General features: G+C 42.9%; 4 protein-coding genes. All 4 read right to left on the bottom strand.

The annotated features are described in order from the left end of the window. Positions 1-145: 145 nt before the first annotated feature. From QUA33_RS21245 to QUA33_RS21230, 4 genes are read right to left on the bottom strand one after another with little or no spacing between them, the layout of a single operon-like run. A complete protein-coding gene (locus tag QUA33_RS21245; protein ID WP_333150925.1) occupies positions 146-5,506 on the bottom strand; it encodes an AAA family ATPase in 5,361 nt (1,786 codons plus the stop codon). A 37-nt stretch (positions 5,507-5,543) separates the two neighbouring features. Then, positions 5,544-6,554 (bottom strand): methyltransferase, encoded by a 1,011-nt coding sequence (locus QUA33_RS21240; protein WP_333150923.1) that lies wholly within the window; start codon positions 6,552-6,554, stop codon positions 5,544-5,546. A 45-nt stretch (positions 6,555-6,599) separates the two neighbouring features. Further along, positions 6,600-7,244 carry an amidohydrolase family protein gene (locus QUA33_RS21235; protein ID WP_333150921.1) on the bottom strand — a complete coding sequence of 215 codons (645 nt, stop codon included), beginning with the start codon at positions 7,242-7,244 and terminating at the stop codon, positions 6,600-6,602. A 20-nt stretch (positions 7,245-7,264) separates the two neighbouring features. After that, positions 7,265-9,766: a glycosyltransferase gene (locus tag QUA33_RS21230; protein WP_333150919.1), complete on the bottom strand. Its 2,502-nt coding sequence runs from the start codon at positions 9,764-9,766 to the stop codon at positions 7,265-7,267. Between the last annotated feature and the right edge of the window lie 91 nt (positions 9,767-9,857).

The raw sequence follows: 9,857 nt of genomic DNA, 5'->3' as shown, positions 1-9,857 counted from the left end.
AGAAAACGGCTCAATCTCTTGGGTTTGAGCTCGTTGCTAAACCTCTGCAGTTAGATTGAGTTTCTGAGGAGGACTTTAACTTTGAGGCAGGGAATTCATTCCCTGTCGGACAGTCGGACAGTCGGACTACTAAATTCTCCCATACTTACTTCTGTTTGATTACTACCAAAGTAATATCATCAAAGACTTTTTGCTCCCCGATGTATCGCCGCACGTCGTCAATAATAGCTTGCTTGATTTCTGCTGCTGACTGTCCCCTGTTAAGGGCAACAACTTCAATCATTGGCTCAATGCCGTATTGAGCTTGATTCATATCAAAAGCTTCGGTAATTCCATCTGTGTAGAGTACGACAACATCCCCGGAATTTAATTGTATTTCAGTAGTAGCAATGAAATCGGCAATATCTGGTTCTAAGGCGATGGGAAAGCCTAACTCCATGGTATCAATCCGCTCTACTTCGCCACTAGAACGCACGACAATCACCTCTTCGTGCTGTCCGCTCAAACGCAGGATGTTGTCCCCCCGATATTCCAGCAAAGAAAGGCTCATACTTTTACCGCAATTCATGCGCTCTACGTTGTCAAAAAGCGTTTGGTTGACTGTCTGCAATAATTTAACTGGGTCGGTTTCATTGTGAACCAACAAAGTGCGAATTGCTGTTTGCGCCATAATCATTAACACGCCGCTTTCTAAGCCGTGTCCTGTCACGTCGCCGATGCCAATTGTGGCTTTACCGCCGTGATTTAGTACGTCGTAGTAGTCACCGCCAACTTCATCAGCAGGTTCCATGAATGCAGCAATTTCTAACCCTGCAATTGACTCTAATTCCTGCTGGTGAGGCAAAATCATTTGTTGCAGGCGGCGGGTTACGTCTAGTTCGGCACTCATGCGAATATTTTCTACTTTTAGCCGTTCGTTCAAAACCAATATTTCTGCATTAGCTTGGGCTAACTGTGCGGTGCGATCTTCTACTTTTTGCTCTAAAGTTCGGTTGTACTCTTCTAATTGTTCGTATAGACTTGCATTTTCAATCGAGATCGCAGCTTGAGCGGCGATGATTTTTAAAGTTTCGACTCTTTCCGAGGTAAATGCGCCGATCGCCAAATTATTTTCTAAGTAGAGAATTCCACCTAGTTTGCCTTGATTGAGTAGGGGAGTGCAGAGAATCGATTTGGGTTGAGTAGCGGTAATGTAAGAATCGCGGGTAAATTGTCCTTCATCGGTGGCGTTATTTAATACTACATTTTCGTGGCTGCGAGCGACGTAGTTAACTATGCCGGTTGACAGCAAGGGCATTCCAGTTGCAGGATCTACGGAATCTAGGGGAATGGATTGCATAATGGTAATGCGATCGCGTTCTACTGCTGCTTCGGCTTCGATCGCCCAATTCCCGTCTTTATTCAGAATGAGAAAACCTTTTTGTGCGCCTGCATTTTCGATCGCAGTTTTCATCACCTGGTTTAACAATTGTTCGAGAACGATTTCACCGGAGACAGCTTGGGATGCTTTCATTACTGCGGCAAAATCCAGTTCTTTACCTGATTTTCCCCCGGTTGTTGTAATCGGATTCTTGGTATTTTGCGTATCTGTGGCAGTTGAACCAAGCCACTGGAGATATTTTTCATCTAAATCTTCTACTTTGCGTTTTGCTCCCCAGATTTGATAACCTTGGTATGCTCTTTTTAAATAAATTTGGGCGAAGTCAGATTTTTCTTGGGCAAACCAAAACTTGGCGGCTAGTTCGTTGGCGAGTGCTTCTTCGTGGACAAACTCATTTTCTTTGGCTAATTTAATCGCTCGATCGTATAAATCGATCGCTTCATACCACTTACCCGATATTCTGGTCATTTCTGCGGCGACTAAAAGATATTTATGTAGAAAATTTTCCGGGCAATTATTTGCCCAGTTTTGCATTTGCGTTTGGTTAGCCTCGATTTTAGTCCAGTATTCTTGTTGCTCTTCTGGAGAAACAGATGGATGGAGTGCAGCTAAAATCAGGGAATAGTAAAAGTTGTAAGTAGAAGCTTGAATAGTGCCAGAAATAAACGCTAATAGTTCCTGCGCCTTGGCTATCGATGCTAATGCTAATTGCAACTCGCCATATAAATAGAGAACTTGAGCCTTGAAAATGTAATAATAGCAGATTGCGTTTGGGGTTCGGCTAACTTCCTCTTGGTTTAGATAGTCGGATTCCTGAATCTCATCGCCACCAAAATAAACCTTATCTTGCGTTTGTCCGAGCAGGTTTTGTAAGATTATTTTCTGTCCTAAGGTGCAATCAACAGACCATTGGTTTTGGGTCTTTTGACAGAAAGGGAGAATGTCAGATGCCTCTTGAGGAAGTAAAGATAGATTTTTGCCTTGGTAAATTCCATTTAATAAAGTATGAGTCATGCTAAAGCCAGCATATTGAAGCATACCCGACTGTAACCCAGCCTCAATTGATTCTGCGTTAAGACTTTCAGTTTGCTTGATGTGCTTAACCCATGATAAAGAAAAATTGGCAAGAGCATTAGCTGTTTCGCTTAAAGAATATAAATCATCGAACTTTTTACTTAACTGATATCCTAACAACGTGAGTTCGTAACTTAACTGATAGTTTCCTAATATTGCTTGGAATGCACCAAATATACTGTAGCTAATTGCCGATTTGGATGTATGACCGTATTCAACGCTCAGATTGGCAGATTTAGCCATTACAACACCAGCAATTTGGGGAGCGCCTAAGTAGCTTGGCGGTAACATTTTTATCAATAGCTCTAAGGCCATCTGCTTGATCGGGTCTTCCATTTCTGGATTGTCAATCAGCGAAGCAACTTCTCGGTTTCCTAAAATTTCGCTAAACTTACCTAATTCAGCTTCAACAGCTTTGTTAAAGTCGCCATCTGGAAAGTCGATCCCCAATTGCGCTAAAGCTGTTCGACCAACCTCAATCGCCTCCAAGTATTTGCCCTGCATGGTATATAGTTCGATTAGCAAATAATAGAATTCCGAGCGTTCTAGCGCTGACTTCGCTCTATTAATAGCCAATTCTATCAGCAATTCTGACTCTTGAAAGTTGCTAGTGAGATATTCAACCTGGGCTAGATTTTTATATAAATCCATAGCCATTTTATAATTATTTTTTCCTTTCCATATATTGCCAGTAAAAAAAAACTTTGCCGATATAAAATATTCTTTAGCAGCCGTATATGCCGTAGCTTCTTTGGCTTTTTTACCTGCCTTGAGATTCAATTGACTCAACTGCACTTTTTCTGCCTTGCCTGCAATCAAGTTTTTGCCTTTATTAAGATGATCGACTATGGCAAAGATATTTTCTTCCAATTCATCTGGAAGTGTATTTGTAAGTAACAGCCTGCCAATTTTAAGATGAACGGTTTCCTTGTCATTTTCATCAATCAAGGCATAGGCGGCTTGCTGGACGCGATCGTGTTGAAACTTATAATTCAGGATAATCAAAGAGGAATCGATGGGATTGTTTGAGGTTGTTTCTAGCGATGAAGTAGGTTGAATCAGCCCGGACTGGATAGTCGGTAGTAAATCTACAAATGTGTCTGTAAGGGATTTTTCATAGACTATAGAGAGCGTTTTCAGATCGAAGCTATTCCCGATACAAGCAGCCAGAAGCAACGCCTGCTGAGGCGCATCGGGTATTTTTTTTAATTTGTCTATCAGCAAATCCACAACATTTTCTGTGATACTTAAAGCATCGATTTGCGGGATATCCCAGACCCAACAACGCTGTTGCCAATCGAACTTTAATAAATTTTCTTGATATATAGTTTTAAGAAATTCATTAACAAAGAAAGGATTACCTGATGTTTTGCGATAAATTAACTCAGTTAGCGGCTCTACCAATTCTAGATTGCTGTGGAGAGTATCGGCAATCAATTGAGCGATGTGAGGAGCAGCTAAGGGGGCTAATCTTATCTTATTGAGAATGACTCCCTCTTTTTCTAAACGATTGAGGGTTAAGATTGAAGGGTGGGTGGGGCTAACTTCATTGTCTCGATAAGCACCAATCAGGAGCAAATATTTCATCTGCTCGTCAGTCAACATTAATTCGATAGACTTTAAACTAGCTGCATCTGCCCACTGTAAGTCATCCAAAAAAATGACCAGTGGATGTGAGCTTTGGCAAAACACCCGAACAAATTTTTGAAATACCAAGTTAAACCGATTTTGCGCCTCCATCGGCTCCAGTTGCTGAATCGGAGGTTGAGGCCCAACTATTAGTTCTACTTCAGGAATCACGTCAACGATGGCTTGACCGTTAGAGGCAAATGCTGCCAGTAGTTTTTCACGCCATTCTGATAGCTGCGCTTCATCTTCAGCTAAAATTTGCTGTATGAGAGAGCGAAAAGCAGCAGCAATTGCCGAGTAGGGAATATTGCGTTGTAACTGCTCGAACTTACCAGAAATAAAATAGCCTCGCCGAGCTGTAATTGGCTTGTAGAGTTCCTGTACCAGCACAGACTTACCGATGCCAGAATAGCCGGAAACGAGTACCATCTCAACGCACTTTCGTGTCGGTTCTTCTGAGCTATTTGCTGAGGCAATCCGCGCAAACTTTGATAATAATGTCTCAATTTCTTCCTCTCTACCGTAAAGTTTCTGCGGTATACTTAACCTATCAGAAAAATCTTGTTGGGCTAGCGGAAAATCTGCAATTTCTCCGCATATCTGAAACTGTCTGAGGCATTCTTCCAGATCCGCAGCGATGCCAAAGGCACTCTGGTAGCGTTCCTCCGCTGTTTTGGCTAACAATTTCACAATCAGGTTAGAAACAACTTTGGGTATATTGGGATCGAGTTCGTGAGGCGGTAGAGGCTGTTTGGCAAGGTGGCAGTGTACTAATTCCAAAGCATCGCTTGTATCGAAAGGTAAATAACCAGTTAGTATTCGATAAAATGTCGCGCCTAGAGAGTAAAAGTCTGTAGTGTAGTCGAGTACCCGATTCATCCTGCCTGTTTGTTCGGGTGACATATAAGCCAGTGTGCCTTCGAGAATATTTGGGTTTTTAATTATGGGATTTTCCCGCGTAAATAGTGTAGAAATGCCAAAATCAATAATTTTCAGGATATCTGTTTTTAAATTCCAAACAATATTGGCAGGATTGATATCTTTGTGAATAACATTAGCAGCATGGATTTCACCTAAAGTCTTCGTTATTTTAATAGCAATAGCAAGAAATTCAGGCAAGCTAAGTTTTCTATCTCTCAGGATAATGTCTAAGGATTCACCTCCAAAGTCTTCTAAAACTATTGCTAGTTTATTCTGATATTTTTGCAAATCATAAGCTTTAATCACTCCATCTATATTCAGGGAACGAGTAATTTCATACTCTTGCTTATATCTGGTTAGCTCCGCAGGGGTAGGATAATCTTCTTTGAGAACCTTGAGAATAACAGGTTGATTTTCCTGGCGGCGGTTTGCTCGATAAACTAGCGAATTCGAGCTTTCAAAAATTTGGGCGATAATTTGGTAATTAGAAAAAATTTTCATACTTAAGATTTCACTCAACAAAAAATACAAACAAAAATTATGGTTTTTTAGCGCTAATCAGATGATAATAAGTATGAGTGGGTATTGACTGAAAATTAATAAACCCTACTGACGATAAGATTTCTTCTATTTCCTTTAAAGTATACTGCTTACCTTTCTCATACATCAGTAATATGGCTGACAAACAGGCGACTGTGAGCGGCCCATCTTTTGTGTCATGCAAAGGCATTTCATGCAACAACACTTTCCCGCCAGATTTGAGCGCGTCGAATGTTCGTTGAGCCAGCAAATAGCAATGTTCTAAATCCCAATCGTGAAAAACATTGCCAAATAGAACACCGTCAGGTTCTCCAGGCCACGCCTCTTCAAACATATCTCGCGCCACGGTAGTAATCTGTTTTTCTAAGCCATATTTGGCAATGTTTTTTTGTGCAATCTCGCATACAGGCTCAAGATCCATAACCGTGCATTGAATCTGCTGATTAAATGCTGCGATCGCGATCGCCAGCGCTCCCGAACCACCTCCGGCATCAAGAAGATGCGATATTTGACCGAACACAGGTTGTTTGGCTAAGTTTGCTGCGGTTGGCAGTATCATCATGTGCATCCGATCGATGAAGCTGTGCACCATCTCAATTTTGTGCTGATTCATCGCCACCGCCATCGGCATTGGTGGTTGAGCGCCACCGATTAATTTCATGCGAAGCAGATCCAGATACCATTCATGAGGAGGGCAAAACCCCGTATAGTAAAATGGGCTATCTGGAATCATGTATGTTTTTGCCACCTTTGTCAGGCCAAACCGTCCATCTTTCTGCCTTTCGAGTAATCCAAATGCGGCAAGAACTGCCATGAAAGCTTCAGAGATTATAGGTGTAATTCTGAGGTGTTTGGCAGCATCTTCAATTGTTTGCGGTGCTTCCTCTATCAGCTTGAATAGATTGATTTCTTGCGCTAATGTTATTACTGGCCCGATGATTCTAGAGCAACTTAGATCGAACAGTAAACGCTCATCGACTTCTGGAACGGGAAACGGTTCGTTGAACATATTTATGTAGAAGAAGGGAGTTGGGTCGTTAGGTTTGAATGAGATTCAACCGATCCCGTAGAAACGAGCCGGATTTTCCCACAAAATTTTTTCTACAGTTCCCTGGGGCAGTTGCCCCTCAAGAGCAACTACTTGCTCCACAATATCCGATTCGTATTCTCCATGAGGATAATCAGAACCAAATAGGATGTTATCGGAGCCGATATACTCAATAACTTGAGATAAGTGTGGCTCCGAAGGTTCCATAGAAACAAAACACTGACGGCGGAAATACTCGGAGGGCTTCATCTTCACATTATCGGCCACTTCCCAGCCCGAACTCTCGTATTCTCGATCGAGCCGCCACAACCAATAGGGCAACCACCCGCATCCTGACTCCAAAAAGCCCACTTTTAGTTGGGGATGGCGTTCGAGAACACCACCTTCAATCAATGTTAGCAGAGCCATCATTTGTTCCATCGGATGCGAACAGGCACGTAAGGCAAAGCGAGTATTAAAGCGATCGGCCCCAGCAGTAGGCAGACGGCTAGGAGTTCCTTCGTGAATGCCTACGGCGATTTCCAACTCCTCGCACTTCGTCCAAAATGGCTCGTAGGCGCGATCGCTCAGTAGTCGCTCTTTTACGGGATTAGGACGCAAAAAGACTGCTTTCAGGCCAAAATCGGCGATTCGTTGTAATTCAGATACCATTTCTTCAATTTCATGTCGAGCTAAAGTTGCGAAACTGCGATCGGTCTAACTGACCTATTCCTCTCAAAAACAGCCCTCGGTTTCAAAGCAATTCTCAACAACAGCCACAGCGATCGCCATTCTCCGGGAGTTTCCTGCCGCTGCCACTGGCCAGGGCGACAGTACAGCATTTCGATCAAACAGCGGTGCTGGCTAATGTTCAGGCGATCGAACGCAATTCGCACAGTCGGGAATTCTACAAAACTGCACTCTTTGCCATCCCTAAAACTAGATTCCAACTGAGATTTATCGCTCACCAACTCAATCTTAGCCACAGGAATAAAACAGTTCTCTTCCATAATTTTCAGAGTCGCAGAATCGCAATCAATCAAACCTTTAGCCAAACGACGTTCAGTGCCCAACTCAACAACAGGCGGCGCTAGCGATCTCCTTACCTTGACTGCGGCACTGCGAGGGAGCGCTTTTATTTTACCCTGGGATAAGCTGGTCTCAAAGGCATATTTTGGCAAAATCTCTGCTGCTGTCAAACTTTCTTTACTGCCTTTATTTTTCACCGCAAAACTTGGCCACTGCGTCAGAGCAACTTCAGCGCCACTTTCCGAAATTACCGTTGTTATACCCCAAAAAGTTTGACCGCCAATATTCAATTGTACAACCCTGCGTAAATTGAACCATTCGTAAATGTCCGGTTTAGGAATATCCACCAAAATCAGCAATGCAATCCCCATCATCAGCAGGTTGTACGCGCTCCAAATCCATCCCAAACTTATTCCTTTAGACAAATGTGTACTTTCTGATATTGACTGTACAGTGTCCCAATTTTTAACTAAATTAATATTTAAATTGTGCCACAAACTGAATGCTGTAGCTGCGAACAAGACAATCAAAGGCCATCCCAAATTCCAGTTAAAATGAAAGCGATCGCTCGCCATTCCTTTTGGCGTCACCTGAAACCCTTTCCCAAACGGATTCAGCATGGAACTCACCACCGTCACCGCTAAAGGAATACACTGGACGAACGAATAAACATCCGAAAGCAAAGCCGAGCCCGATCTGCGGTTCAGCCAAGAAAACACAGTAAGTTGCACAAAATAGTAAGGCAGGAAAAAGTACAGCAATTCCCGCGCACTTGCCCGCAAAGGAATGATGCCGAAAAACGAATAACCTAAAGGTATCAATAGATATAAAACCTTGGTTAAACTGGTAAACCAGTGCAGCAATCCTTCCAAATGAGACAGCCTTTGTATGAATCTGAGACCGCGAATTGTTAAAGGATTGGAATCAATAAAAAAAGCTTGAAGCGTGCCTCGCGCCCAGCGTAGCCTTTGATTTAGATGAGCCTCTATATTTTCAGCAGCCAAACCAGCACTCAATTTTTCATCTAAATAAACTAAGCGATATCCGGTTGCTGACAGCCGAATTCCGGTAAAATAATCTTCGCAAATTGAATCTGTGACCAAGCCTCCCGCTGCTTCTAAAGCACTCCGCCTCACAACAAAAGATGTACCGCAACAAACCACGCTGTCGGCGCTGTCTTTGATGATTTCAATTTGTCGGTAAAAGATTTCTTCTTCCGGCGCGAGCACATTTTCTAAACCTAAATTACGGGAGATGGGGTCGTGGTTGTAAAAGCTTTGGGGTGTTTGAACGAGGGCGATTTCGGGATTTTGAAAAAATCCAACTGTTCGAGTTAAAAAGTTTTTAGTAGGAATAAAATCTGCATCGAAAACTACAATTAGTTCTCCATTAGTTAGGGCTGTGGCATGGTTAATGTTTCCAGCTTTGGCGTGAATATTATCGGGTCTGGTTATATACTCGCATCCCAGTTCTTTTGCCAGCAACTTGATTTCTGGGCGCTTGGTATCGTCGAGCAAATATACTTTTTTGTTGGGATAATCTAAAGCTTGACAGCCGATTACAGTGCGCCGTAAAATAAAAGCCGGCTCGTTGTAAGTTGGGATCAAAATATCTACTGGCGGGGTGAAGTTTCCAGATTCAACTGCAACTGCCATGCGATCGGCTTCTCGACGCCGGTCTTTCATTCTCAGCATTAAATACAGTTGAATAGTGGTGTTGAAAACCAGTAGCATTTCTAGGAAAAACAGCCCCAAACTAAAAATACCGTTGAGGGGATCGGTTAAATTTAGAGTAGCGAGCGATCGCCATAAAACGTAGCGAATGGTTAAAGCCAGAACTATTGCAACTACTACAGCGCGCGACCATTTCTGCGGTTGAGGCGAAATTTTAATTGCAGCTAAAGCAACGGAGACAAGCGCGATCGTCGGCACTAACAAATACATCTTGCTCGTAGCAGGCACTTGCAGCCACACAGGCGGGTTTTGCTGCCAAGTGTTGATTGTGGCAAAAATACCGCTGACTGTACCTTCACGCGCAAACCAGGCTGCGGCGATCGCACCTGCGAAAGCAACCGCCCCCAACACGACTAGCGTTGCCGTCGGCATCCGCGAAATCCGCCAAAAGCGGCGTTTCAAGTCTTGAAAATCAAATCTTGAAGTTGTCATAAAATAATTTTAAAGTCCCGATCGTGCATGCAAAAGTAAGGGTTTCTTGCTGTCCACTTTTTAATTAAGTTGAAAATTCCGACACACCTCA

The organism is Microcoleus sp. Pol14D4 (genome assembly GCF_036701245.1).
GTDB lineage: Bacteria > Cyanobacteriota > Cyanobacteriia > Cyanobacteriales > Microcoleaceae > Microcoleus.
Note: the sequence above shows the minus strand (reverse complement) of the source record. Positions and strands in the feature narration are given on the sequence as shown.